24 protein-coding genes are annotated in these 23,088 nt (G+C 59.5%); 22 read left to right on the top strand and 2 right to left on the bottom strand.

What is annotated here, in order from left to right:
• Positions 1-15: 15 nt before the first annotated feature.
• The 9 genes from fahA (at position 16) to maiA (ending at position 6,793) form a co-directional block, all read left to right on the top strand.
• A complete protein-coding gene (gene fahA / locus JXR15_RS16715) occupies positions 16-1,281 on the top strand; it encodes a fumarylacetoacetase (protein WP_422054341.1) in 1,266 nt (421 codons plus the stop codon).
• Between the two features lie 5 nt (positions 1,282-1,286).
• Positions 1,287-1,847, top strand: a complete 561-nt coding sequence (locus tag JXR15_RS16710; protein WP_422054340.1) for a dihydrofolate reductase family protein — start codon at positions 1,287-1,289, stop codon at positions 1,845-1,847.
• Positions 1,848-1,918: 71 nt separating this feature from the next.
• On the top strand, positions 1,919-2,386 hold the full coding sequence (locus JXR15_RS16705) for a DUF2059 domain-containing protein (protein ID WP_422054339.1): 468 nt from the start codon (positions 1,919-1,921) through the stop codon (positions 2,384-2,386).
• Between the two features lie 3 nt (positions 2,387-2,389).
• Entirely contained in the window at positions 2,390-2,875 is a 486-nt protein-coding gene (locus tag JXR15_RS16700; protein ID WP_422054338.1) for a hypothetical protein, read from the top strand.
• 2 nt (positions 2,876-2,877) lie between these two features.
• Positions 2,878-3,828 (top strand): MBL fold metallo-hydrolase, encoded by a 951-nt coding sequence (locus tag JXR15_RS16695; RefSeq protein WP_422054337.1) that lies wholly within the window; start codon positions 2,878-2,880, stop codon positions 3,826-3,828.
• Positions 3,828-4,202 carry a hypothetical protein gene (locus JXR15_RS16690; protein ID WP_422054336.1) on the top strand — a complete coding sequence of 125 codons (375 nt, stop codon included), beginning with the start codon at positions 3,828-3,830 and terminating at the stop codon, positions 4,200-4,202. The genes JXR15_RS16695 and JXR15_RS16690 overlap by 1 nt, the downstream gene beginning before the upstream one ends.
• A 123-nt stretch (positions 4,203-4,325) precedes the next feature.
• Positions 4,326-5,936: an FAD-dependent oxidoreductase gene (locus JXR15_RS16685; RefSeq protein ID WP_422054335.1), complete on the top strand. Its 1,611-nt coding sequence runs from the start codon at positions 4,326-4,328 to the stop codon at positions 5,934-5,936.
• A gap of 4 nt (positions 5,937-5,940) precedes the next feature.
• The gene (locus JXR15_RS16680; RefSeq protein WP_422054334.1) at positions 5,941-6,147 is read left to right on the top strand and encodes a DUF2783 domain-containing protein; all 207 of its coding nucleotides are present in this window, start codon (positions 5,941-5,943) and stop codon (positions 6,145-6,147) included.
• A gap of 10 nt (positions 6,148-6,157) precedes the next feature.
• Positions 6,158-6,793: a maleylacetoacetate isomerase gene (gene maiA / locus JXR15_RS16675; protein WP_422054333.1), complete on the top strand. Its 636-nt coding sequence runs from the start codon at positions 6,158-6,160 to the stop codon at positions 6,791-6,793.
• Positions 6,794-6,796: 3 nt separating this feature from the next.
• On the opposite strand, the gene hpaR is transcribed toward maiA, so the two are convergent.
• Entirely contained in the window at positions 6,797-7,237 is a 441-nt protein-coding gene (hpaR, locus tag JXR15_RS16670; RefSeq protein WP_422054332.1) for a homoprotocatechuate degradation operon regulator HpaR, read from the bottom strand.
• Positions 7,238-7,471: 234 nt separating this feature from the next.
• On the opposite strand from hpaR, the gene JXR15_RS16665 reads away from it, so the two are divergent.
• The 5 genes from JXR15_RS16665 (at position 7,472) to JXR15_RS16645 (ending at position 12,339) form a co-directional block, all read left to right on the top strand.
• A complete protein-coding gene (locus JXR15_RS16665; RefSeq protein ID WP_422054331.1) occupies positions 7,472-8,644 on the top strand; it encodes a substrate-binding domain-containing protein in 1,173 nt (390 codons plus the stop codon).
• Between the two features lie 79 nt (positions 8,645-8,723).
• The gene (locus JXR15_RS16660) at positions 8,724-9,500 is read left to right on the top strand and encodes an ABC transporter ATP-binding protein (protein ID WP_422054330.1); all 777 of its coding nucleotides are present in this window, start codon (positions 8,724-8,726) and stop codon (positions 9,498-9,500) included.
• Positions 9,493-10,215 (top strand): ABC transporter ATP-binding protein, encoded by a 723-nt coding sequence (locus JXR15_RS16655; protein WP_294222592.1) that lies wholly within the window; start codon positions 9,493-9,495, stop codon positions 10,213-10,215. Before JXR15_RS16660 ends, JXR15_RS16655 begins: the two co-directional genes overlap by 8 nt.
• A 34-nt stretch (positions 10,216-10,249) precedes the next feature.
• Complete coding sequence (locus JXR15_RS16650) at positions 10,250-11,281, top strand: branched-chain amino acid ABC transporter permease (protein ID WP_422054329.1); 1,032 nt, start codon at positions 10,250-10,252, stop codon at positions 11,279-11,281.
• Positions 11,282-11,283: 2 nt separating this feature from the next.
• Entirely contained in the window at positions 11,284-12,339 is a 1,056-nt protein-coding gene (locus JXR15_RS16645; RefSeq protein ID WP_422054328.1) for a branched-chain amino acid ABC transporter permease, read from the top strand.
• A 4-nt stretch (positions 12,340-12,343) separates the two neighbouring features.
• On the opposite strand, the gene JXR15_RS16640 is transcribed toward JXR15_RS16645, so the two are convergent.
• Complete coding sequence (locus JXR15_RS16640; protein WP_422054327.1) at positions 12,344-13,534, bottom strand: DUF3095 domain-containing protein; 1,191 nt, start codon at positions 13,532-13,534, stop codon at positions 12,344-12,346.
• Between the two features lie 184 nt (positions 13,535-13,718).
• On the opposite strand from JXR15_RS16640, the gene JXR15_RS16635 reads away from it, so the two are divergent.
• The 8 genes from JXR15_RS16635 to speB all read left to right on the top strand — a co-directional run bounded on the left by JXR15_RS16635 (position 13,719) and on the right by speB (position 23,072).
• Complete coding sequence (locus JXR15_RS16635; RefSeq protein ID WP_422054326.1) at positions 13,719-14,891, top strand: MFS transporter; 1,173 nt, start codon at positions 13,719-13,721, stop codon at positions 14,889-14,891.
• 131 nt (positions 14,892-15,022) lie between these two features.
• Positions 15,023-16,045: an aspartate-semialdehyde dehydrogenase gene (locus JXR15_RS16630; RefSeq protein WP_422054325.1), complete on the top strand. Its 1,023-nt coding sequence runs from the start codon at positions 15,023-15,025 to the stop codon at positions 16,043-16,045.
• A 167-nt stretch (positions 16,046-16,212) separates the two neighbouring features.
• Positions 16,213-17,322, top strand: a complete 1,110-nt coding sequence (locus JXR15_RS16625; RefSeq protein ID WP_422054324.1) for a hypothetical protein — start codon at positions 16,213-16,215, stop codon at positions 17,320-17,322.
• 108 nt (positions 17,323-17,430) lie between these two features.
• A complete protein-coding gene (locus tag JXR15_RS16620; protein ID WP_422054323.1) occupies positions 17,431-19,065 on the top strand; it encodes a DUF4139 domain-containing protein in 1,635 nt (544 codons plus the stop codon).
• 325 nt (positions 19,066-19,390) lie between these two features.
• Positions 19,391-19,771 (top strand): hypothetical protein, encoded by a 381-nt coding sequence (locus JXR15_RS16615; protein WP_422054322.1) that lies wholly within the window; start codon positions 19,391-19,393, stop codon positions 19,769-19,771.
• Positions 19,772-19,855: 84 nt separating this feature from the next.
• Complete coding sequence (locus tag JXR15_RS16610) at positions 19,856-21,247, top strand: leucyl aminopeptidase family protein (RefSeq protein WP_422054321.1); 1,392 nt, start codon at positions 19,856-19,858, stop codon at positions 21,245-21,247.
• Positions 21,247-22,110 carry an NlpC/P60 family protein gene (locus JXR15_RS16605; RefSeq protein WP_422054320.1) on the top strand — a complete coding sequence of 288 codons (864 nt, stop codon included), beginning with the start codon at positions 21,247-21,249 and terminating at the stop codon, positions 22,108-22,110. The genes JXR15_RS16610 and JXR15_RS16605 overlap by 1 nt, the downstream gene beginning before the upstream one ends.
• Positions 22,107-23,072 (top strand): agmatinase, encoded by a 966-nt coding sequence (gene speB / locus JXR15_RS16600; RefSeq protein WP_422054319.1) that lies wholly within the window; start codon positions 22,107-22,109, stop codon positions 23,070-23,072. Before JXR15_RS16605 ends, speB begins: the two co-directional genes overlap by 4 nt.
• Positions 23,073-23,088 lie beyond the last annotated feature (16 nt).

The raw sequence follows: 23,088 nt of genomic DNA, 5'->3' as shown, positions 1-23,088 counted from the left end.
AAAAAGGAAACGCGCATGTCTTTGTTAAAATCCTGGGTCACAAGCTCTAATAACGCAGCTTGCCCCTTCCCGCTCAACAACCTGCCTTACGGCGTCTTTTCTGTGGGCGATGGCGAGATGCGCTGTGGCACCGCCATTGGCGACCGCATCATCGACCTTACGGGCCTGGAAGAGATCAGCACACTGCGCGCGGACCCGGATGCGGATGTTCTGGACGCACCTTATTGGAACGACTTCATGGAGTTGGGTCCAGAAGCTTGGTCCGCTTACCGTGCCAAGCTTCAGAAGATGCTCTCCGCGGACGCCCCTGAAGATGTCCAAGAAGCCCTGACTTATTTCTCACTCCCCTTGGCCGACGCCACACTGCACATGCCGATGGCTGTCAGCGAATACACCGATTTTTACGCCGGTCGCCACCACGCCACCAATGTGGGCACCATGTTCCGCGGCGCAGAAAACGCGCTGCCACCCAACTGGCTGCACATCCCCATTGGCTACAACGGCCGCGCGTCTTCTGTGGTGGTGTCTGGCACCGATGTCCGCCGCCCTTGGGGACAGCTGAAATCCCCAGATCACGACACACCAGCCTTCCTGCCCTGCCGCCGATTTGACATCGAGCTGGAGATGGGCGCGATTGTGGGCCAGTTCTCCGACCACCCTGTGACCGTGCAAGAAGCGGACGACATGATCTTTGGCTACGTGTTGCTCAATGACTGGTCTGCGCGTGACATTCAGGCTTGGGAATACCAACCGCTTGGCCCGTTCCAGGCCAAAGCCACCGCCACCTCGATTTCCCCGTGGATCGTGACCAAACCAGCGCTGGAACCGTTCCGCACCAATACACCCACGCGTGAATTTGAGCTGCTCGATCACCTCAAAGACGTCGGCCCGATGCTTTATGACATCGACCTGTCGGTGACTCTGGCGCCTGAAGGCAAAGACGCCACCGAGATCGCCCGCACCAACTACAATCAGATGTACTATTCGGCCGCGCAGCAACTGGCCCATCACAGCACCTCTGGCTGCCCAATGAACGCAGGTGACCTGCTGGGCTCTGGCACCATCTCAGGCCCGACAAAACCGGAACGTGGCAGTCTTTTGGAGCTCAGCTGGGGCGGAAAAGAGCCACTGACCCTTGATAGTGGTGAGACCCGTACCTTCATTGAAGATGGAGACACGCTCACCCTCCATGGCGCCGCCAAAGGAGACGGGTACACAATCGGATTTGGTGACTGTACCGGCACACTTTTGCCTGCGCTTTCGGACCCTTTCGAAAGGTAACCCCAATGCCCGCTCACCCTCGTTATGTCGGATATATCGCACAAAGTCTGGACGGCTATATCGCCACGCCGGATGGCGGGGTGGGTTGGCTCGATCCCTTCAATGCGGCGCTCGCGGAATGCAGCTGCGAAGACACAGGCGGCTACAATGCCTTTATCGAAGAAGTGGACGCGGTTCTGATGGGCCGTGCCACCTATCGGCAGGTGATGGGCTGGGGCTGGCCCTATGGCGACCGTGCCGGCTATGTGCTGACCCACCGCCACGACTACAAAGGCGATCACATCACCGCCGCTGGCCCCATCGACGGCCTACGCGCGGCAATTGAGGCCAATGGCCACCAAAAGGTCTGGATTATGGGCGGCGGTGAAACCCAACGCGCCGCGCTGGATGTGGGCATGTTTGACGAGATTTCGATCTTTGTCATGCCCACGATCCTAGGCGACGGCCTGCCCTGTTTTGCCAAAGGCGCGCAGCAAAACCTGACCCTCAAAAAGTCGAGCCAAAAACCCGGCGGCATCCTGCAACTGGACTACGACATCGCAGGCTCACCAGCTGAGGCCACTTAAACCCCACTTGGCACAAGGGCGGCTGCCGCCTAAGCAGGTCTTATTCAATTAAACCAACAGGACAGACCCTTTTGAAACGCATCGCCCATGCCGCTCTGATCTCTCTCAGCCTATCCTCTGCGCAGGCCCAAACCGCCGCGGAACTGGCCAAGACCTACGTCAATATGTCCGAAGTGCAGCAGATGATGACGGATATGTTCTCTCCTCAAAGCATGGCGGCACAGGTTGTGGCCTCCATGCCCCCGGGCGTTACCCTGTCAGAGGCACAACAGGCCGCCATTGGCGAATTGATGTCCGGTGAAATGGCAACCCTGCGGCCAAAACTCGAAGAGTTGATGGAAGCCACCACCGCCGAGATCTTCACCATCGAAGAAATCGACGCGCTGATAACCTTCTACAGCTCCGAACACGGCGCCGCCATTATGGGCAAAATGGGTCCGATGATGCAGCAAGTCATGGGCGCGCTCGCGCCGGATATGCAAGAGATGCAGGGCCGCATCACGCCGCAACTGCTTGAAATTATGAGCTCCGAGTATTGATCCATGGCGGAATTCCTCACCGGCTGCACCCATTTCGGACATGGGCAAATCCTGAAGAAAGCCAACCGGCCGTTTGCCTCCGTCGAAGAGATGGACGCAACGCTGATCGCCAACTGGAACGCTGTGGTTGGCAAAGACGACACCGTCTATCACCTGGGAGACTTCGCCTGGCCAAGAGACCGCCCCCGGGAACCGTATCTCGCGCAGCTCAATGGCAAAATCATCTGCCTCAATGGCAACCGCGACGAAGCCGATTGGGGCCGTGACCTGATCACGCTCAAACGCAACGACCGCGAAATTGTGCTGTTTCACTACCCGATTGAGGAATGGAACGGCTGGTGGCGCGGCACTCTGCACTTCCATTGCCACACCCACAACGCCGCATTCCACAGCGCCCCGCGCCGCGGCAATGTCGGCGTAGAAGCCCACAATTACACGCCCATCCGTCTTGACTGGGCGGTTGACCAACTTCTGAAAAAGGACCGCTGACCATGGCCAAAGCCTTCGCTTCCCAAGGGGATATGACCGAGAAAAACATCTCTTTCACTGAAGTTGGGGAGGGCCTTTATGCCTTCACCGCCGAAGGCGACCCGAACTCCGGCGTGATCATCGGCGATGACAGCGTGATGATTGTCGAAGCCCAAGCCACGCCCCGTTTGGCCAACAAGGTCATCGAATGCGTGCGCTCGGTGACTGACAAGCCGATCTCCCACGTGGTACTGACCCACTACCACGCCGTGCGCGTGCTGGGCGCGTCTGCCTATGGCGCGGATCAGATCATCATGGGCGACGCCGCCCGCGCAATGGTTGTGGAACGCGGACAAGAAGACTGGGACAGCGAATTCCAACGCTTCCCCCGCTTGTTTGAGGGCCACGAAAGCATTCCCGGCCTGACCTACCCCACCACTACATTCAGTGACGACATGACCGTCTACCTCGGCAACCGCCGCATTGACCTCATGCACCTCGGCCGCGCCCACACCGCCGGCGACATCGTCATCCATGTGCCCGACCAGAACGTCATGTTCACCGGCGACATCGTCGAATACCACTCCGCCTGCTACTGCGGCGACGGACATTTCTCCGACTGGGGCGACACGCTCGACAACATCGCGTCCTTCGACGTGGACGCCATTGCCCCGGGCCGCGGCGACGCGCTGGTGGGCAAAGATATGGTCCACGCTGCCATCGAAAACACCCGCGACTTTGTCGAAAGCACCTACCGTCCTGCCGCCAAGGTTGCGGCCCGCGGCGGCACCCTGAAAGAGGCCTGGGACGCGGTGCGCGCAGAATGTGATCCGAAGTTCGCCGATTACGCGATTTACGAGCACTGCCTGCCCTTCAACGTCGCCCGCGCCTACGACGAAGCCCGCGGCATCGACACACCCCGCATCTGGACCGCCCAGCGCGATCTGGAAATGTGGGAGGCATTGCAGGGGTAATGCAGATCTTGGAGTTGCTCTTTGTTGTCTTCTTCACGGGCATGTTTTGCAGCGGGGTTTTGATGTTCTTCGGCATCGCCCTGCTGATGCTCAATGCGTCGGACAAAACGGAAAGCTTCACCCCCTTCGTCAAACCCTACAGTGCTGAGAGCCTCAAGCAGTCCAACGATTTGCTGGCCAATATGACGGAACTGGAAAACAATTCCCGAACAGGTCGGTGGACCAACCGGTTCACCGCAACGTTTACCATTTGCTTGATCTGCATCGCAGTCACAGTGGGTGTTGATTTCGCAATCGCGAAATCAACGGACCGGCCCTCTCAGATTTTCGGCCCATCGTCCGAACACAACGGTCCTGAGAAGCCATCGAGATGAACAAACCCGACAGTCCCCTCATAACACAAAACCCCACGTCCTTGATCTATGTCGTGGCGCGCTGCCCCTTGGCGCGCCACGCTGCCCCCAACAAACGCGCCTGTCTTTGGGAGGAGGAGCCCTATGAGCAAGATTTTTGACGTCCCGCTCTACGCCTACACGCGCAGTCCGGATCAGGACGAAGGCATGCCTGTCCGCCATCCGGTGGTGATCATCGGCGCCGGCCCTGTTGGCCTCGCCACCGCGATTGATCTGGCACAGCAAGGCATCAAAACCGTCATTCTGGATGACAATGACCGCGTGTCCTTTGGCTCCCGCGCCATCTGTTTTGCCAAACGTCCGCTGGAGATCATGGATCGTCTTGGCTGTGGTGAACGCTTGGTCGAACGCGGTGTGCAATGGGACACCGGCAAGGTCTTCTTTGACACCCGCCAGGTCTATGAGTTCAGCCTGACCGAAGAAGAAGGCCACAAAAATCCCGCCTTCATCAACCTACAGCAATACACCTTTGAGCAAGTCTTGGTGGAACGTATCCGCGAAATGCAGGCCGAGGGTGCCCCCATCGAAATTCGTGGCCGCAACAAAGTCGAGGCCATTGGTCAACACGACGATCACGTCAAACTCGAAGTGGAGACCCCCGAAGGCAGCTACACAATTGAGGCAGACTGGCTGGTGGCCTGTGACGGCGCCAACTCTCCCACCCGCCGTATGCTGGGGTTGGATTTTGACGGGCAGGTGTTTGAGGACAACTTCCTGATCGCCGACGTGGTGATGAAAGCCGATTTCCCGTCAGAGCGCTGGTTCTGGTTTGATCCACCGTTCAACCGTGGCCAATCCGCTTTGCTGCACAAACAACCGGACAACGTGTGGCGCATCGACCTGCAGCTGGGCCGCGACATCGACAAAGAGCGTGAAAAGCGCCCGGAAAACGTGGTGCCACGCCTCAAAGCCATGCTGGGCGACGACGCAGAATTCGACCTCGAATGGGTCTCCATCTACACGTTCCAATGCTGCCGCATGGAGCGTTTCCGCCACGGTCGCACCCTGTTTGCTGGCGATTCCGCGCATCAGGTCTCCCCGTTTGGTGCCCGCGGTGCCAACTCCGGCCTGCAAGACGCCGACAACATCGCTTGGAAGCTCAAACTGGTGCTTGATGGCAAAGCCCCCGAAACCCTGATGGACAGCTACAACACTGAGCGGGCCTATGGTGCGGACGAAAACATCCTCAACTCCACCCGCTCCACCGAGTTTATCACGCCAAAATCCGAGATGAGCCGCATCCTGCGCGACGCGGTGCTAGACCTCTCCGCCCATCACGCATTTGCGCAACCATTGGTGAACTCGGGCCGTTTATCGGTGCCCTGCACTTATGATGGCAGCATGCTAAATTCAGCTGATGCATTGGCTGCGCCGGATTTCACCCGCCCCGGCAGCCCCTGCCCCGATGCGCCCCTAGGCGACGACCATCTGTTGGGCAAACTGGGCAACAAGTTCATCCTGCTGACCATCGACGCCGATGCGCCTGACAGCTTTGAGGAAGACGGGGTCACCGTCACCCGGCTTGCGCTCTCCGTCCGGGATGACCCCACGCTCACGCTTAAGCGGCAATACCTCGGCGATGCCCCCTCTGGTGTCTACCTGATCCGCCCGGACCAACATGTCGCCGCCCGCCGTGAAGCCTTTGATGAGCCGCATTTCCGCGCCGCCCTACGCCGCGCCACTGGCAAGGAGTGATCTGATGTCTGACAAATTGATCCTGAGCCCCAATCTGGACACCGCTGATGGTTTCTTTGACGCCCTCGCCCGCGCCCACGACGGCCTTGAGAAATCCAGTAGCGACGCGCTCAACGCCCGTCTTATCTTCCTGCTGGCCAACCACATTGGCGACAACGAAGTGTTGGACCAAGCCTTGAAAGCGGCGCAAAACAGCGGCCACCAGAGGTGAGAACCCCCTCATGAACACTGTGCTTTACGACTACTGGCGCTCCTCTGCCAGCTACCGCGTCCGGATTGCCCTGCACCTCGCAGGTGAACCATTTGACAGTGTTCCTGTGGATCTGCTTGCAGGCACACACCGCGCGCCGGAACATCTGGCGCGCAACCCGCAGGGGCTGGTGCCCGTCTTAGTCATTGACGGTACGCAGCTCACTCAATCACTGGCCATTCTGGAATACCTCAACGACACCCGCGCGCTTGACCTTTTGCCGGAAGATCCGATTCAACGCGCAAAAATCCGCGCCTTGGCGCAGAGTATTGCTGTGGACGTACATCCTGTGTGCAACCTCTCCGTCGTGCGCCACGTCACCGCTGATGCCGAGGACAAACCCATTGCCACCCGCGCCTGGATGCAGCATTTCATCCGCCCCGGACTGATGGCCTTTGACACGCTTCTGGAAGGGTTCGAACAGGCCCCTTATTGCTGCGGAGACAGGCCGTCGATCGCCGATCTTTGCCTGATGCCGCAGCTCTACAATGCGCACCGGTGGGAGGTCGACCTCTCCGACTTGCCCCGCCTTCAAGCGATCGAAACAGCCTGTGCCACACACCCAGCCTTTGCTGCTGCGCATCCGGATCAGGTCCGTCCAGGTTAGGTTTTAGAGATCAATCTCGTTCAAATCGTTGAGCAGTTCCAAAAGCTGCTCATAGCGGTCCGTGCCAAGGTGATCGCGCAGCTTTTCAGCATAGCTTTTGGCGGCAGGGATATTGTCCGCAATCAACCGACAGCCCTCAGAGGTGGCTTTGATCACTTGCCGACGCCCGTCCTGCTCATCCCGCGCCCGCGTGATGTAGCCTTTTTCCTCAAGCTTCTGCAAAATCCGCGTCAAACTGGGCAGCAGCAACACCGCACGATCCGCAATGGTGGTTGGATCCATCGGGCCTTCTTCGACCAACACACGCACCACGCGCCACTGCTGTTCGGTCACCCCCGCATTGGCAAGCAATAATCGCGCCGGTTTCATTACCTTCTCTCTGGCGCGCAGCAGCGCGATGGGAAGCGATTGAGATGTATCGGGAATATTGGTCTTGCCTGTCATGATACATACATGCACCGGAATGTTTCAAAAGGCAATTTGTTTGCCGCACCAAACCCTACGTTACAGTGCAAAGCGGCGGTCCTCCGCCTCTGACATGAACCGCCGGATTGGTCTGACTTTTCCCCACCGGCTCACCTACGTAATTTCCCCGAATTGACCCTTTTTGCCCCCGCCACCTACCATGACCACAATCGCCGCAATCCCATTTGCGGTTGAGTTCAGGGAGGACAACTCATGAAGAAATGGCTCATCTCGAGCGCGATTTCTGCTTTGGCACTGACCAGCGCCGCATCCGCAGACATCAAGATCGCCCACGTTTACGGCAAAACCGGCCCTTTTGAGGCCTACGCCAAGCAATCCCACGACGGCCTGATGCTCGGTCTGGAGTATGCCACCGGCGGCACCATGGAGATCAACGGCGAGAAAATCGTTGTGATCGAAAAAGACACCCAGCTGAAGCCAGACAACGGCAAAGCCCTGCTGGAAGAAGCCTATGGCGATGACGAAGTCGACCTCGCCGTTGGCCCCGTTAGCTCCGGCGTCGCACTTGCCATGCTGCCAGTGGCCGAAGAATACGAAAAGCTGCTGATCGTTGAACCCGCGGTAGCCGACAGCATCACCGGCGCCAACTACAACCGCTACATCTTCCGCACCGGCCGCAACAGCTCGCAAGACGCCGTGGCCAACGCCATCGCGCTGGCCGGCGAAGACGTGCACATTGCCACGCTGGCACAAGACTACGCCTTTGGCCGTGACGGCATCGCCGCTTTCCGCGAAGCACTCGAAGGCCAGGGCCAAGGCATCGCGCATGAGGAATACGTGCCAACCGACACCACCGATTTCACCGCAGCGGCAGAGCGCATCTTCACCGCGATGAAAGACCTCGAAGGTGACAAAAAGCTCTTCATCATCTGGGCCGGTGGCGGCAACCCAATGGGCAAAATTCAGGCCATGGACCCCTCCCGCTTTGGCGTTGAAATTGCCACAGGCGGCAACATCCTGGCGGCGATGAAAGCCTATAAGGATTTCCCGGGCCTCGAAGGCGCCACCTACTACTACTACGAAATCCCGAAGAACGACGTGAACGACTGGCTGGTGAAAACCCACCAGGACCGTTTTGGCACCCCACCTGATTTCTTCACCGCAGGCGGCATGTCCGCAGGCATCGCCGTGGTGGAAGCCATCAAAAAGGCCGGCAGCACCGACACCGAAGAGCTGATCACCGCGATGGAAGGCATGGAGTGGGAGACCCCCAAAGGCACCATGAAATTCCGCGCAGACGATCACCAGGCGATGCAGACCATGTACCACTTCAAGATCAAAGTGGATGACAACGTCGAATGGGCCATTCCTGAACTGGTGCGTGAGCTGAAGCTCGAAGACCTGCCCATCCCGGTCCGCAACTAAGACCGCCCCTTTACCTCCATGGCTGGTTCCGGATCTTGTGCCGGGGCCAACCTCCTTTCCCTCTCAGGGACCGCAAAAAATGCCCCACCCCATTCTGGAAACCACCGACCTGACCGTGCGCTTTGGCGGTCACGTGGCGGTCGACCACATCACCTGCAATTTCAATCCCGGCGAACTGACCGCCATTGTTGGCCCTAACGGCGCAGGAAAAACCACGTATTTCAATCTGATCTCCGGTCAGATTCCCGTCTCCGAAGGCCGCGTGAAACTCAATGGCACGGACATCACCCGCATGTCCGTTGCCCAGCGCACCCATCGCGGCATCGGCCGCGCCTTTCAGCTCACCAACCTGTTCCCGAACCTCTCGGTGCTGGAAAACGTGCGTCTTGTGGTGCAGTCCAAGGCTGGCCGCGGCTTCAACATCCTGTCGATGGCGGACAGCCACGCGGAACTCACCGGTCCAGCTTACGAAATTCTCGAGCGCATCCGCATGACCGATCAAGCGGATCAGGTTGTGTCTGAACTCTCTCATGGCGACCAACGCAAACTCGAGGTCGCGCTACTGATCGCGCTCGACCCGCTGGTCTATATGTTTGACGAACCCACCGCCGGCATGAGCGTCGACGAAGCGCCTGTGGTGCTGGATCTGATTGCCGAACTCAAAACCCGCAAAGACCGCGCCATTCTGCTGGTGGAGCACAAGATGGACGTGATTCGAACATTGGCGGACCGCATCATCGTGCTGCACAATGGTGCGCTGGCTGCAGACGGCGACCCTGGCGAGGTCATGGCGTCCGACGTGGTGCAAGAAGCCTACATGGGCCGCGATCTAGAGGAGGCGCTCGCCAATGTCTGATCCCATCCTGAAACTTGAGGGCGTGTTCACCAACATCGCGCAGTATCACATTCTGCAAGGTGTAGAGCTGACCGTACCTCGCGGCGAAGTCACCATGCTATTGGGCCGCAACGGCGTGGGCAAAACCACCACGCTGCGCACCATCATCGGCCATTGGCGCGCCCATCAGGGCAGCGTAACCTTTGACGGTCAGGACATCACCAAGCTGCCCACACCAGCCATTGCCCGTGCGGGCATCGGCTTTGTGCCCGAAGACATGGGCATCTTTGCCGACCTGACGGTGGAGGAAAACATGATCCTCGCCGCTGTCTCCGGCGCAATTGATGAGGCCCGCCTGCAATGGCTCTTCACCGTGTTTCCCGCACTGGAGACCTTCTGGAAAAAAGACGCAGGCACATTGTCCGGCGGACAAAAACAAATGCTGTCAATCGCCCGCGCCATGATCGAGGAGCGCGCGCTGTATCTCATCGACGAGCCGACCAAAGGCCTTGCGCCCGCCATCATCACCACCATGGCCCGCGCCATCAAGGAACTGAAAGACCAAGGCGCATCCATCCTCTTGGTAGAGCAAAACTTCGCCGTAGCCAAAGCCCTGGGGGACAGCGCCAATGTGATGGACGACGGCCGCATGGCCTGGTCCGGCCAGATGTCTGAGTTGACCCAAGATGCCGAGCTGCAAGAGCGGCTGATGGGCCTCAGCATGGAGGCTCACTGATGCTAATGAACACACTTAAACTGGAGGTTCGCCCATGAGCGCCGCCCCCAAACATGCCCCGACCATGGCGCAAATGTCGCTGGCCGAGCGGCTTGCGCCTTATGCGCCAGTCCTTTTGGTCATTGGCCTTGTGATTGCTGGTTTTGTCGCCATCCCAGCCACCTCAAGTTGGCTCACCTTGACCGTGTCCGGCCTCGCTATGGGCATGATGATCTTCATCATGGCCTCAGGCCTGACACTGGTCTTTGGCCTCATGGATGTGATCAACTTTGGCCACGGCGCCTTTGTTTCAGTCGGGGCCTTTGTTGGCGTCTCTTTCCTGCTCCTGCTGGAACACATGACCGGCGCACCGAACCTGCTGTGGAACCTCACCGCGCTCATGGTGGCGATTGTCGGCGCCATGGCCGCCACCGGCCTCATGGGCTACGCCTTTGAGCGGGTCATCGTGAAGCCGGTCTACGGCCACCACCTCAAACAAATCCTGGTCACCATGGGCGGCCTGATTGTGGTCGAGCAGTTGATCATCGTGCTTTGGGGGCCGGAAGAGATTTACATCACCCGCCCCGAAGCCCTGAAAGGCGCGATCACCTTCGCCGGTGCCGCGCTTGAAAAATATCGCCTCGTCGCAGTGGGCATTGGCCTCGTAGTCTTCCTCGCCATGCGTTACACTTTGCGCCGCACCAAAATTGGCTTAATCGTGCGCGCGGGTGTCGAAAACGGCGAGATGGTGCAGGCTTTGGGCTACAACCTCCGCATGGTCTTCATTGGCGTCTTTGTCGCAGGCTCCGCCCTCGCGGGTCTCGGCGGCGTGCTCTGGGGGCTCTATCAGGAAGTCATCACCGCTCACATGGGCAACCAAACCATGATCCTTGTGTTTATCGTGGTGATCATCGGCGGCCTTGGCTCTGTCGAAGGCTGCTTCATCGGCGCGCTTATGGTGGGCCTGTTGCAAAACTACGTAGCTTTCCTGGAACCAAAAGCGGCCCTGATTTCCAACATCGCCCTGATGGTGGCGATCCTGATGTGGCGCCCGATGGGCATGATCCCTGTGGTAAAGGCGAAATAGACATGCTGAAAACCCTTGTTTCCGGCGACACCCCACGCTCGCCCATCCTTCTCGCGATCCTGATTGTGATCCTGATCTGCCTCGCCTTTGCGCCCTTCCTGTTCCCCGGTGTGCGCTCGGTCGACACAGCTGCCCGCATCTGCATCTTCATTGTGCTGGTGGCATCCTATGACCTGCTGCTGGGCTACGGCGGCATCGTCAGCTTCGCCCACACCATGTTTTTTGGCCTCGGCGCTTACGGCGTCGCACTTGCCTCCACCCACATGGGTCGCGGTTTTGACGCGCTGCTGGTTGGCTCTGTCGCAGGCGCCGGATTGGCTGCGCTCCTTGCGCTGGTGATCGGGCTGTTTTCCCTACGTGTCCGCGCCATCTTCTTTGCGATGATCACGCTTGCTGTGGCCTCTGCCGTGGCCGTATTGGTCAGCCAACTCTCCACTCTAACCGGCGGAGAAGACGGCTTGTCCTTCAAAATCCCCCGCGCGCTTGGACCTGCGTTCAAGTTCATGGACGGCGAACTCTTCGGCGTGAAGGCCAACGGTAAACTGCTGAAATACTACCTCGTCTTCATCTCCTGCTTCGTGCTCTTCCTGCTGATGCTGCGTGTGGTGAACTCTCCCTTTGGCCGTGTCCTGCAAGCCATCCGCGAAAACGACTTCCGCGCTGAGGCTATTGGCTACCGCGTCGTGCACTACCGCGTGGCGGCCACCTGCCTCTCCGCTGCCATTGCCGCCCTCGCAGGCGCACTCTATGCGGTCTGGCTGCGCTACGTCGGCCCGGACACCACGCTCTCTATGGAGATCATGATCGACATTCTCTTGATGGTGGTGATCGGCGGCATGGGCACCATGTACGGGGCCGTCATAGGCGCAACCCTGTTTGTTCTGGCGCAAAACTACCTGCAAAACGTGCTCAGCCTCGCCGGAGAACGCGTCTCCAGCCTACCGCTCCTGCCGGACCTGCTAAACGCAGACCGCTGGCTGCTTTGGCTCGGTGTGCTCTTCATCCTGTCGGTCTACTTCTTCCCAACTGGCATCGTCGGCCGCCTGCGCGGGAAGTAACCCATCAGGCGGCCTGTGCGCGTAAGTTGCGGGCCGCCAACGCATACCCACCAGACGCCCCATCGACAAAATGCATATGTGACCGCTCTACGGGCGAGGGCACGATGCAAGTCATCATCGCGGCATCCTGCACATGCACCCCATAACGGATCACACCGCGCGCATGGGCTTTCTGCAAGATCGCCTCGATCTGCACCTGCGTATCCGCCCCACAATCCAGCGTCATTTTTAAGCCGTCATCGAATTTCTGGTAGTCCGTGTTGCGCGCCACATCAACCTTGTAGTCCACCGGATCAAACCGCCCCAGCCGGATTTCTGAGCGCAACAACAACCAGGCAAATGCACTGCCCAAAAGCAGCTTGGCTTTGCGCCACCACATGGCTCCTTTGGGCTCAATCCGCGCCTCCAAATCCAGGCCTGGCGGTGGAAACAGCGCCGTGGGTCCCAAAGGCGGCACCGGATGCCCTTGGCGTTTGGCTTGGTCCACCACGACAATCACGTCCCGCGCCACCTCTGCAAACGCTGCGTCACTCGTGTCCGCGTTTGGCACCATCACCAATGACAAGATCGCCCCTTGTGCAGCCTCAATATTGGCCCAGCGGCAGCTTAACCCAGTCAAATCCGGCGCCTCAGCCTCTGTGCTGACAGGCAAGGACGCCTCACCCGCCTTCATACGCGCCTCAAGCCAAGCCATCCCACCACCGGAGAAACTGGCGTAATCGACGCCATCTGAAGGCGCATACCGGGCCACGCGCACATCGTGCCCCGCCGCACGCACTTCGGCCACCGTTGCTGTCGCCACGCGCAGCTGCAAACCATACTCCGCCTGCGCCCAGCGCCGCACTGCATCCAGCGCGGGCTCAGCAGCTGCGCGCTGTTCTGGCCAAACGGCAAACTGCGCCCCGTCTCCGCCAAACACATAAGGCAACGCCTGCATCTGCGCCGCATTAAGCTGCGCCGAGATCACCGCTGCCCCCACCAAGTTTACGGCCTTGTAGCGCCCCCTTGCGATCTGCTCAGTGGAACCAACGATATCGGCCACCCCAACAATCCACTCATCCGGCAAACGCACATAGCGCATAGGTTCCGCCAAGCGATCAAACTCGGTGATGCGCGCTATGTTCTCGTAGAACGCGGGACCAGACATCAGGTCTGTGTGGGAAGGAATGACATTGGGCAAATAATGAAGGCTCATGGCTAAACGGTCCAAAACCGGTGGCGGAATAACTGATATACGTGCGCCAATCCCAAAAGATCAGGATGTTTCATGCACCTCACAGAGTTGTGGGGAACGGTGTTCAATTGCCCGCAAAAATCACCTCTTGCCTTCGCTGATGACATACTGTCCTGTCACGTTTGGAAATGGGAAGATAGTTAACATGCGCATTGATTTGATTCTGTTGTGCCTGGCCTATGTGCTGAGCCAGTTCTTCCGTGCCTTCCTTGCTGTTCTCACACAGGTGCTGGAAACCGACATCGGCGCCTCACCCGCAGATCTCGCCTTTGCCTCCGGCCTCTGGTTCATTGTGTTTGCCGCGATGCAAATCCCGGTTGGGGCCGCCTTGGACAGCATTGGCCCACGCCGCACAGCAGCAACCCTGCTTTTGATAGGTGGCGGAGGCGGCGCAGCGCTCTTTGCCATGGCCACCACACCGCTGCATGTCGCCATTGCCATGGGGATGATTGGCGTCGGCTGTGCGCCTGTGCTGATGGCGAGCTACTTCATCTTTGCCCGTATGTACCCACCGGCCCGCTTTGCCACACTAGCCGCGCTCATGCTGGGTGTCGGATCGGTCGGCAACCTGATCGCCGCCTACCCCACGGCTTGGGCCGCCGAGACCATCGGCTGGCGCGCCACGCTGTGGGTACTCGCCGCAATAAGCTCCAGCATCGCGATTGGCCTCTGGGCTTTGGTACAAGACCCACCCAAAGCCAACGGCACCGAAAAAGGCTCGGTGCTGGACCTGCTCAAAATCCCAGCACTTTGGCTGCTCTTCCCACTGATGTTTGTGAACTACATGCCCGCCGCAGGCATTCGCGGTCTCTGGATTGGCCCCTATTTATCCGATGTCTTCACGCTGACAACCAGCGAGATTGGCCAAGCCACCCTTGTCATGGGCCTTGCCATGATCTGTGGCACCTTTTGTTATGGCCCTGCCGATCGCATCTTTGGCACCCGCAAATGGGTCATCATCGCGGGCAGCGTCACTGGCGCCACAGCCCTCACCGCCCTTGCGATTTTCACCGACGTGAGCGCCATCCGCTCGGTCCTCTTTATGTCGGTGGTTGGCTTCTGCGGCGCCGCTTTCCCGGTGCTCATCGCCCACGCCCGCAGCTTCTTTCCGGAACATCTGACGGGGCGTGGCGTGACGCTGATGAACTTGTTTGGCATTGGCGGTGTCGGTGTCATGCAGTTTAGTTCCGGCAAATTGCACAACGCCATTGCCCCAACCAGCCCGCTGTTGGCGTACCAAACATTGTTTGGCGTGATGGCGGCCTGTGTGTTCCTCGGAGCGTTGATCTACTGCTTCTCCCAAGACCGCATGGATTGATCAAAATCCGTGCACACCGCGCATTCATCGCAAACCGGAATGACCCACTTAAGCAATTTCCGGCCAGCCACCCCTTTTTTCTTGAAGGAAACAAGGCTAAGAGAGCGCGTCGTTAGAAATGGAGACCTCAGATGGGTTATCGCATCGTCGTCGCTGGCGCCACGGGCAACGTGGGCCGCGAAATGCTGAACATTCTGGAGGAACGTCAGTTCCCAGTGGATGAGATTGCTGTATTGGCAAGCCGCCGCAGCCAGGGCACCGAGGTCACCTTCGCCGACAAAACCCTGAAGATTCAGGACATTGATCAGTTTGACTTTGCAGGCTGGGACATGGCGCTGTTTGCCATCGGCTCTGACGCGACAAAGAAATATGCCCCTATCGCAGCAGCAGCCAACTGTGTCGTAATCGACAACAGCTCGCTCTACCGCTACGATCCGGATGTGCCGCTGATCGTGCCAGAGTGCAACGCCGACGCGATCCATGGCTATTCCAAGAAAAACATCATCGCCAACCCAAACTGCTCTACGGCGCAGATGGTTGTGGCGCTGAAGCCGCTGCATGACCGCGCCACAATCAAGCGCGTTGTTGTGTCGACCTACCAGTCCGTGTCCGGTTCCGGCAAAGACGCCATGGATGAGCTCTGGGATCAGACCAAAGCGGTCTACAACCCAACCTCTGATGTGCCACCAAAAGTCTACACCAAAGAGATCGCCTTCAACGTGATCCCGCACATCGACGTGTTCATGGAAGACGGCTCCACCAAAGAAGAGTGGAAGATGGTCGCGGAAACCAAAAAGATCATCGACGCCAAAATCAAAGTCACCGCCACCTGCGTGCGCGTGCCTGTGTTTGTGGGCCACTCCGAGTCGATCAACATCGAATTCGAAGAGTTCCTCGACGAAGACGAAGCCCGTGACATCCTGCGCGAAAGCCCTGGCATCATGGTGATCGACAAGCGCGAAGACGGCGGCTACGTGACACCAAAAGAATGCGTGGGCGACTTCGCCACCTTTATCTCGCGCATCCGTCAAGACAGCACATTGGACAACGGTCTGAACCTCTGGTGCGTGTCTGACAACCTGCGCAAAGGCGCGGCGCTGAACGCAGTACAGATTGCCGAGACCCTGGGCCGCGAAGTGCTCAAGAAGGGCTAAGCCCTCCCGAGATTGAAATACTCAAAGCGCTCCGAATTTTTCGGAGCGCTTTTCTTTTGTGCGGTCGAACAATGACAGCTCAACACAACCTATGCGGACTAGACGCCAATACGCACAACCGTTACCCTTTCCCCACTATTTTCTATTAATTGTATTGGGATGTATCGATGTTGGCTTTGCTTTTGTTGGGCGCTTTGGGAGGCGCCGCCGTAATGTCAGTTGTGGATGGCGATGACACAGCTGACACCACACCGACCCCGGAGGCGGATCTGCCCCCGGAAGCGGACCAAACCCTTGGCGCCGATCTCGCTTCTGATCCCGACACCACCACGGACACCGCGCCAGCCCCCCCTGCTCCCACCGAAGAAGACACATCCGCGCCTGAAGTGGACCCGACTGCGGACACCGTTTCCACGCCTGAAACGAATCCGACGTCGGGGACCGAACCCACGTCCGTTGCAGACCCTGCGCCCGCCCCTGCACCAGCGGGTGATCCGCTACCCGATGCCGAGCCTGAAACCGCCACCGTGACGGAGCCCTCTGCGCGCTGTGCCCCCGGCGCAGAGCTGCTCTTTAACGGAACCGGCACTCTGCTCGGCACCGAGGGCGACGACACCCTGCCCGCAGGTCAACCCGCCGAAGAAAGCCCCATGTTGATCGATTTGCGCGGTGGCGACGACATCGCCTATGCGGACTGGGACGGGTTCACAACGGTTCTGGGCGGCGAAGGCAACGACACGCTTTATGGCGACGATTCTTTCTACCTCTACGGCGAAGTAGGCGACGACCACATCACAGCTGACTATGTCTCCGATCGTTCTGCCTATTGGGGCAGTGACACGGCGGTCTATGACGGCGGCGAAGGCAACGACACCATCGTAGCGAACGCCGTGATTGGCCATAGCTATCCCGCGTTTGGCAGTGCCTCGCTTTTTGGCGGCGAAGGGGCAGACTGCTTCCACATCACGCTGCATGCGGAGGGCACCCCCGGCTCCGCTTTCGGAGCCGATGTCCTGGAAACGGGTCTCTTGACGGTGCGGGACTTTGACCCAGCGGAAGACACTCTGGCCATCGAACTGGACAGATCCGCAGCGCCGGAGGGTCAATCCATCGATATGTCCTTTGAGCAGGAAGAGATTGACGGCACCTTTGTCACCACTCTGACTTTCCAGCTTTCGGAAACGGACACATCGTTGCCAGCCTCCGCCACCATGACCATTCGAAGCGATGTCGCATTCACAGCTGATGACCTGGTGCTAATTGATCCCCTGGCTTAAACCCGTCCCATAGGTGCGCTCCCGCCGATCAGACCGGCAAACGCAAAGCTGACTTGCCACCTTCGCCCGTCCGTGATCGTCTCGCCACAAACAACACACAGGTGATTGATGAAACACGCGATTTTTGCCACAGCTCTTTTTCCATTGGCCACACCGCTTTGGGCCGATGACATCCGCCTCAACGCCCCGGTCACCGCGGCCACGCTCTATTCCGAAGGCGCCACCCTCACCCGCGCCGTGCCATTTTCCGCCTCGGCAGGCCGCCACGATCTGCTGATCACCAACCTGCCGGAAAGCCTCGACCCGATGTCGGTCCGCGTGGCTTTGGACGGCGCCAAACTTGGCGCCGTGACTGTGCGCCACGAGCGGGTGTACCCGCATCAACAGGACGACAGCCCCGAACTTGCCGCGGCAAAATCCGAACTCGAACTCGTCGAAAACGACTGGCAAGCGGCCAGCGACAGCCACGCCGACGTGATGATGACCGCAGAGGTCGCCCGCGCCCGCCTCGCCTATCTGTCCACCTTGCAAGGTCCCACAGAAACCGCTGCCCCTCCTGATGTGCTCAAAGAAACCATGGCTCTGGTTGGGCGCGAGACCCTCGCTGCGCATCGCGACATTGCCACGGCGGAGCGTGACGCGCGCCAGTATGAAAAGCAACTCGAAGAGCTTCGCCAACCGCTGGAGGACGCCCGCCAATTGGTCGAGGCGCTGACCCCGACAGAAAGCGACAACGCCATGCTGGCGATCTCAATTTCCGCAGACGCCGCCACCGAAGGCACCCTCACGCTCACCCATCTCACACAGTTCGCCCGCTGGGTTCCGGCCTATGATGTGCACCTCAACACCAGCGACACGCCGCAACTGAGCATTGAACGTGGGGCGTTTGTGAGCCAGTTCACTGATGAGGATTGGACCGATGTTGCCCTCACACTGTCCACCAGCCGCCCTGATGCGCAATCTGATCCAAGCGGACTGTACCCGTGGCGCCGCCACATCGAGGAAAAACAACAGCTGATGCAAAAGCCCGCGTCCGGGCGTTTTGCCGAATTGGACATGAGCGCGGCAGCCCCGCAAATGGAGCTCGCCGTTGTCGAAGATGCAGCGGCCTACAGCTTTGGCGACGGCATCAACGCCACCTATGTCTATCCAACACCGGTTTCGGTTTCCTCCGCGTCTGACGCTCTGCACCTCGCGCTGGGCACACTCGACTTGTCACCGGACACTTACGCCTTTGCCAACCCCATGCGCGATGAAACCGCCTTCCTGATGGCCAAGGCCACCAACGATGCTGGCGAGTTGATCTTGCCCAGCCCGCAGGCCAACTTCTACCTCAACGGCACCTACATTGGCCAACAGGAGATGCCCTTGATTGCCGAAGGCGACGACATCGACTTCTCCTTTGGTCCGATCAACGGTCTGCGTCTCACCGACACAATCACCAACAAAATCACCGGTGACAAAGGTGTGCTCACCAGCCGCAACGAGCAAAGCGAAACCCGCGTCTTGACCGCCGAGAACCTGACCAACAAAGCTTGGGACCTGCGCCTGCTGGGCCGCGTGCCATATAGCGAACAGGAAGACTTGGTGATCTCCCACCAGGCTTCTCCATCGCCCACAGAAACCAACTTTGAGGACCAGCGTGGCATTCTGATGTGGGAACACACCCTGCCAGCAGGTAAGCGCTTTGAGGTTGAGTTGTCGCACAAAATCCAATGGCCTTCAGAAATGATCCTGCGCTAACAAATTAAGAAACCACCGGAATTTCTTAAACTGCAAACCAATGCGTCGCAGCGTTCTCACCGCTGCGGCGTTTTTGCTTTCAAGGCACGCGCGCTCGGGCGCGACTTCCGACAAAACCCCTTCAAAACAACGCCTGCTTGGCACAACCGTCACTTGGAACACTTTGGACCTCGCGTGCCCCGGACCACTTTAACCATCCGCAATTGAACGCTATTTAGCTGTAATTCTAAGGATTTTGGGCCGCCCCGGAAACCATTTGAGAAGGTTTGCCCGCCAATGATGTGAACAACCGTTTGGGTGAAACGGACAAAACTTAGGGTGAGACATGTCACAAGTGGCAAAGCTAATAATGAGCGAACAGGCCGTCGTCGATCAGGACGAATTGGCCCGCGTCTTTATACGAATGAATCCGGATGAGGCCGAAGAGACCTTTCTGGGATTGGTCAAATCTCTGACCGATCATCTGGCGATGGGTGAGCATCATCTGAACGCTGACAATCTGGCGGAACTGGCGGACACCATGTCTCTGGTTGAGCTGATCGCAGGTCGCCTCTGCATGACTGCGCTGTCGCAGGTTGCCGGCGATGTGGTGTCCTGCTGCGATCGCGGGGATCGCGTGGCCCTGTCGGCCACCCATGCCCGCCTGATCCGCGTTGGCGAGGGCGCACTACGTGAAATCTGGGATCTAAAGCGCACCTACATCTGATCGGTGCGCCAATCCGCTTGCAGGGGGCGCACCAACCGTTAGGCTGGAGGTCAAACAGCTTATGACCGGTCAGAAAGGTGCGCCATGTCCCTCACATTTGCTTCCGCCGAAGGCGACCCGTCCATCCCTCTACATGTGGTGGACAGCGACAGCTATGAGGCCTGGCGCGACGCGCAAAACCAATCCGCCCGCACCTTCCTGACCGCCACTGGGTTCAAGCCCGCAATTGGCAAATCCATCCTGATCCCGGATGCCTCCGGCACGCCCGTTATGGCTGTCGCAGGCTTTGGCACGCCGCAAACCCGCGCCCGTGGCCGCTTTGCTCTGGCCGCCGCCGCCGCGACGCTCCCCGCAGGCACCTACGCGCTGGTTGGCACCCTGCCCGCGGGTGATCTGGAAACCGAGGCCCTCGGCTGGCTGCTCGCGCAATATACCTTTGACCGCTATGCCAAATCCTCTGGTGCCACCGCGCAACTGATCTGCCCACTCGGCGTGGATGCCACCAAAGTCGAGGCCATTGCCGCAGGTGAGGCGCTCACCCGCGATCTGATCAACACGCCAGCTTCGGACATGGGCCCGCAAGAGCTCGAAGACGCCACCCGTGCCTTGGCCTTGAACTACGGCGCGATCTGCACCGTGACCAAAGGCGCCGCGCTGTTGGAACAAAACTTCCCGATGATCCACGCGGTGGGCCGTGCCGCAGCAGAGCACCGCGCGCCGCGCCTGATCGACATGCGTTGGGGCAGCGAAGGCCCCTCGCTGACACTGGTTGGCAAAGGCGTCTGCTTTGACACCGGCGGGTTGAACCTCAAACCCGGCGGCTCCATGGCGCTGATGAAGAAAGACATGGGCGGCTCCGCCACTGTGCTGGGCCTCGCCCAAATGATCATGGCGCTCAATCTGCCCCTGCAACTGCGTGTCCTGATCCCGGCTGTCGAAAACGCCGTGTCTGGTGACAGTTTCCGCCCCGGCGACATCCTCACCGCCCGCAATGGCCTCACCGTGGAAATCAACAACACCGACGCCGAGGGCCGCCTGGTTCTCGCCGACGCATTGGCCCTGGGCTCAGAAGACAACCCCGACATGATCCTCTCCATGGCGACCCTCACCGGCGCCGCCCGTGTCGCCGTCGGCCCCGACCTGTCGCCCTACTACACCGATGATGCAGGCTTTGTCTCCGCCCTCGAATCTGCCGCTACTTCCGTCGCTGACCCGGTCTGGCGCATGCCGTTCTGGGAACCCTATGAGAAGATGATCGAACCCGGCATTGCCGATCTGGACAACGCCCCATCCGGCGGCTTTGCAGGCTCCATCACCGCCGCGCTTTTCCTGCGCCGCTTTGCCAAAGACCAACGCTACGCCCATTTTGACATCTACGGCTGGAACCCAACCCCCTCGCCCGCCCGCCCTAAAGGCGGCGTTGGCATGGGCGCCCGCGCCATCCTCGCCGCCCTGCCGGAGGTGCTTTCACTCTGATGGATAAGCGCCTGACCCCCAGCACCGGCAAAGTCGCCGCCGCCTTCCTACGCGGCCAGGTCACCGCTGATCGTTTTGTTGAGCCCACACCCTACCGCGTTGCCATGGTGGTCACTGACCTGCTGTCCGGCCCGCAAGGCAGTCGCGAACGGCAGCTCCTGCGCGGCGAAGTTGTGAACGTGGTGCACACAGAAAACGGCATGGCCTTTGGATATACAGAGAAAGACGGCTACGTCGGCTGGGTCGACATTGGCGACCTGCTCAGCCACCCGAAACAGACGCCCACCCACAGCATTGCCGCCGCCCGCAGCTACGCCAAAACCACACCGGGCCTGAAAACCATAGGCCATGTGACCCCGCTCTCCTTTGGCACCCGCCTTGTGGTGCTCTCGGAAGAGGACAACTGGGCCCGCATCGCCTGGGACGGCGGCCAGATCACCCGCGATCTCTATGTGCCCAGCCAGCATCTCGCGCCCATCGATCACACAGAAAGCGACGCCGCCACAGTGGCCGAACGCCTGATCGGATCGCCTTACCTCTGGGGCGGCAACTCCTCCTTTGGCATCGACTGCTCCGGCCTTGTGCAAGCGGCCCTCCTCGCCTGTAACACCCCCTGCCCCGGCGACAGCGACCTGCAGGAGGCCGCCTTTCCCGAGGCAACCGGCCCTTATCAACGCGGCGACCTGCTGTTTTGGAAAGGCCATGTCGCCATGGTCACCGATGCCAATACGATGATCCACGCCAATGCCCACCACATGGCCGTGGCGTATGAGCCTATTGATGCAGCCATCGCCCGCATTCAGGCCCAAGGCGACGGGTCGGTCACCTCACACAAACGCCCCATCTTAGGAGCCTCCACATGAGCAGCGGTTTCTTCCAACCTGTTTCTGGCATGGACTTGCCCCGCTTTGCCGGCGTGCCCTCTTTCATGCGCCTGCCTGTTATGGATCTGGACCATGACCGCATCGCCGATGTGGATGTCGGCCTGATCGGCGTGCCTTGGGACAGCGGCACCACCAACCGCCCCGGCCCGCGCCACGGCCCGCGACAGCTGCGCGACGCCTCCACCATGATCCGCGCCCAAAACGGCGCCACCGGCGTGCGCCCCTTTGATCTGATCAACTGCGCCGACCTTGGCGACGTCGGCCCCAACCCCGCTGACATCCACGACAGCATGGAACGCATCACCGCCTTCTATGACGACGTATGCGCCCAAGGCATCACGCCCCTCACTGCAGGCGGCGACCATCTCACATCTTTGCCGATCCTGCGCTCCCTCGCGAAAGACAGCCCAGTGGGCATGGTTCATTTTGACAGCCACACAGACCTCTACCACAGCTATTTTGGTGGCACGATGTACACCCACGGCACCCCCTTTCGCCGCGCGGTCGAAGAAAGCCTGCTTGACCCCAAACGTGTCGTTCAAATTGGCATCCGCGGCAGCACCTACGATGACGAGGACACGGATTTTGCCAAATCCGTCGGCATCCGCGTGATCCGCATCGAAGAGTTTTTCGCGAGAGGACTTGAAGACGTCATGGCCGAGGCCCGTGAAATCGTCGGCACTGCGCCAACCTATGTCAGCTATGACATCGACTTTGTGGACCCCACCTTTGCGCCGGGCACCGGCACGCCCGAAGTGGGCGGCCCCAACAGCTTCCAAGCCCTGGAAGTGGTGCGCCACCTGGACGGACTCAACATCATCGGCGCCGACGTGGTCGAGGTCTCCCCGCCGTTTGACAGCTCCGGCGGCACCGCCTTTCTTGGCGTCTCGGTGATGTTTGAATTGCTCTGCGTGATGGCCAACCACATCTCGGCTACCTAAAACCGCATTCTCAGTC

Origin of the sequence: Shimia sp., from assembly GCF_049116215.1 — a bacterium.
In the GTDB taxonomy this organism is placed as follows: Bacteria; Pseudomonadota; Alphaproteobacteria; order Rhodobacterales; family Rhodobacteraceae; genus Shimia.
The sequence above is the reverse complement of the archived record's forward strand: the minus strand, read 5'-3'. Positions and strand labels throughout refer to the sequence as shown.

What these genes read in the sequence shown, in the direction of transcription:
- fahA (WP_422054341.1), top strand. Translation starts at nt 16, where the DNA reads ATGTCTTTGTTAAAATCCTGGGTCACAAGCTCTAATAACGCAGCTTGC.
- JXR15_RS16710 (WP_422054340.1), top strand. Translation starts at nt 1,287, where the DNA reads ATGCCCGCTCACCCTCGTTATGTCGGATATATCGCACAAAGTCTGGAC.
- JXR15_RS16700 (WP_422054338.1), top strand. Translation starts at nt 2,390, where the DNA reads ATGGCGGAATTCCTCACCGGCTGCACCCATTTCGGACATGGGCAAATC.
- JXR15_RS16695 (WP_422054337.1), top strand. Translation starts at nt 2,878, where the DNA reads ATGGCCAAAGCCTTCGCTTCCCAAGGGGATATGACCGAGAAAAACATC.
- JXR15_RS16690 (WP_422054336.1), top strand. Translation starts at nt 3,828, where the DNA reads ATGCAGATCTTGGAGTTGCTCTTTGTTGTCTTCTTCACGGGCATGTTT.
- JXR15_RS16685 (WP_422054335.1), top strand. Translation starts at nt 4,326, where the DNA reads ATGAGCAAGATTTTTGACGTCCCGCTCTACGCCTACACGCGCAGTCCG.
- JXR15_RS16680 (WP_422054334.1), top strand. Translation starts at nt 5,941, where the DNA reads ATGTCTGACAAATTGATCCTGAGCCCCAATCTGGACACCGCTGATGGT.
- maiA (WP_422054333.1), top strand. Translation starts at nt 6,158, where the DNA reads ATGAACACTGTGCTTTACGACTACTGGCGCTCCTCTGCCAGCTACCGC.
- hpaR (WP_422054332.1), bottom strand. Translation starts at nt 7,237, where the DNA reads ATGACAGGCAAGACCAATATTCCCGATACATCTCAATCGCTTCCCATC.
- JXR15_RS16665 (WP_422054331.1), top strand. Translation starts at nt 7,472, where the DNA reads ATGAAGAAATGGCTCATCTCGAGCGCGATTTCTGCTTTGGCACTGACC.
- JXR15_RS16660 (WP_422054330.1), top strand. Translation starts at nt 8,724, where the DNA reads ATGCCCCACCCCATTCTGGAAACCACCGACCTGACCGTGCGCTTTGGC.
- JXR15_RS16655 (WP_294222592.1), top strand. Translation starts at nt 9,493, where the DNA reads ATGTCTGATCCCATCCTGAAACTTGAGGGCGTGTTCACCAACATCGCG.
- JXR15_RS16650 (WP_422054329.1), top strand. Translation starts at nt 10,250, where the DNA reads ATGAGCGCCGCCCCCAAACATGCCCCGACCATGGCGCAAATGTCGCTG.
- JXR15_RS16645 (WP_422054328.1), top strand. Translation starts at nt 11,284, where the DNA reads ATGCTGAAAACCCTTGTTTCCGGCGACACCCCACGCTCGCCCATCCTT.
- JXR15_RS16640 (WP_422054327.1), bottom strand. Translation starts at nt 13,534, where the DNA reads ATGAGCCTTCATTATTTGCCCAATGTCATTCCTTCCCACACAGACCTG.
- JXR15_RS16635 (WP_422054326.1), top strand. Translation starts at nt 13,719, where the DNA reads ATGCGCATTGATTTGATTCTGTTGTGCCTGGCCTATGTGCTGAGCCAG.
- JXR15_RS16630 (WP_422054325.1), top strand. Translation starts at nt 15,023, where the DNA reads ATGGGTTATCGCATCGTCGTCGCTGGCGCCACGGGCAACGTGGGCCGC.
- JXR15_RS16625 (WP_422054324.1), top strand. Translation starts at nt 16,213, where the DNA reads ATGTTGGCTTTGCTTTTGTTGGGCGCTTTGGGAGGCGCCGCCGTAATG.
- JXR15_RS16620 (WP_422054323.1), top strand. Translation starts at nt 17,431, where the DNA reads ATGAAACACGCGATTTTTGCCACAGCTCTTTTTCCATTGGCCACACCG.
- JXR15_RS16615 (WP_422054322.1), top strand. Translation starts at nt 19,391, where the DNA reads ATGTCACAAGTGGCAAAGCTAATAATGAGCGAACAGGCCGTCGTCGAT.
- JXR15_RS16610 (WP_422054321.1), top strand. Translation starts at nt 19,856, where the DNA reads ATGTCCCTCACATTTGCTTCCGCCGAAGGCGACCCGTCCATCCCTCTA.
- JXR15_RS16605 (WP_422054320.1), top strand. Translation starts at nt 21,247, where the DNA reads ATGGATAAGCGCCTGACCCCCAGCACCGGCAAAGTCGCCGCCGCCTTC.
- speB (WP_422054319.1), top strand. Translation starts at nt 22,107, where the DNA reads ATGAGCAGCGGTTTCTTCCAACCTGTTTCTGGCATGGACTTGCCCCGC.